1 protein-coding gene is annotated in these 268 nt (G+C 39.6%); it reads right to left on the bottom strand.

Annotation, left to right across the window (positions count from 1 at the left end; translation table 11 throughout):
* Window positions 1-268: DUF2357 domain-containing protein (locus tag Q5762_RS38550; RefSeq protein ID WP_315896975.1), on the bottom strand; the 268-nt coding region annotated here is incomplete at both ends.

Raw genomic sequence — 268 nt, 5'->3', positions numbered from 1 at the left:
ATCTTGCCTTTTAACTTAGCTGCTTTAATGTTCTCTTCGCTCAATTGAAGCCGACTATGAGGTGCTTCGCAAATGACTTTAAGGCCATGTTCAAAACGTGTTCTTAATGCTGAAAAATTTGCTAACCACATTAAAGGAAAATGGCCACGTTGCTGACTTGTTGCGGCATCTTGTTCTGTTTTTTCGACTAGGCTAAAACGCCAGAGCGGATAAATAGTATCGATGGATTGATACATGGCTGGTAAATCTTGATGAAGTACCATTTTAG

Source organism: Streptomyces sp. P9(2023) (assembly GCF_032436795.1).
Taxonomy (GTDB): domain Bacteria; phylum Actinomycetota; class Actinomycetes; order Streptomycetales; family Streptomycetaceae; genus Streptomyces.
The sequence above is the reverse complement of the archived record's forward strand: the minus strand, read 5'-3'. Positions and strand labels throughout refer to the sequence as shown.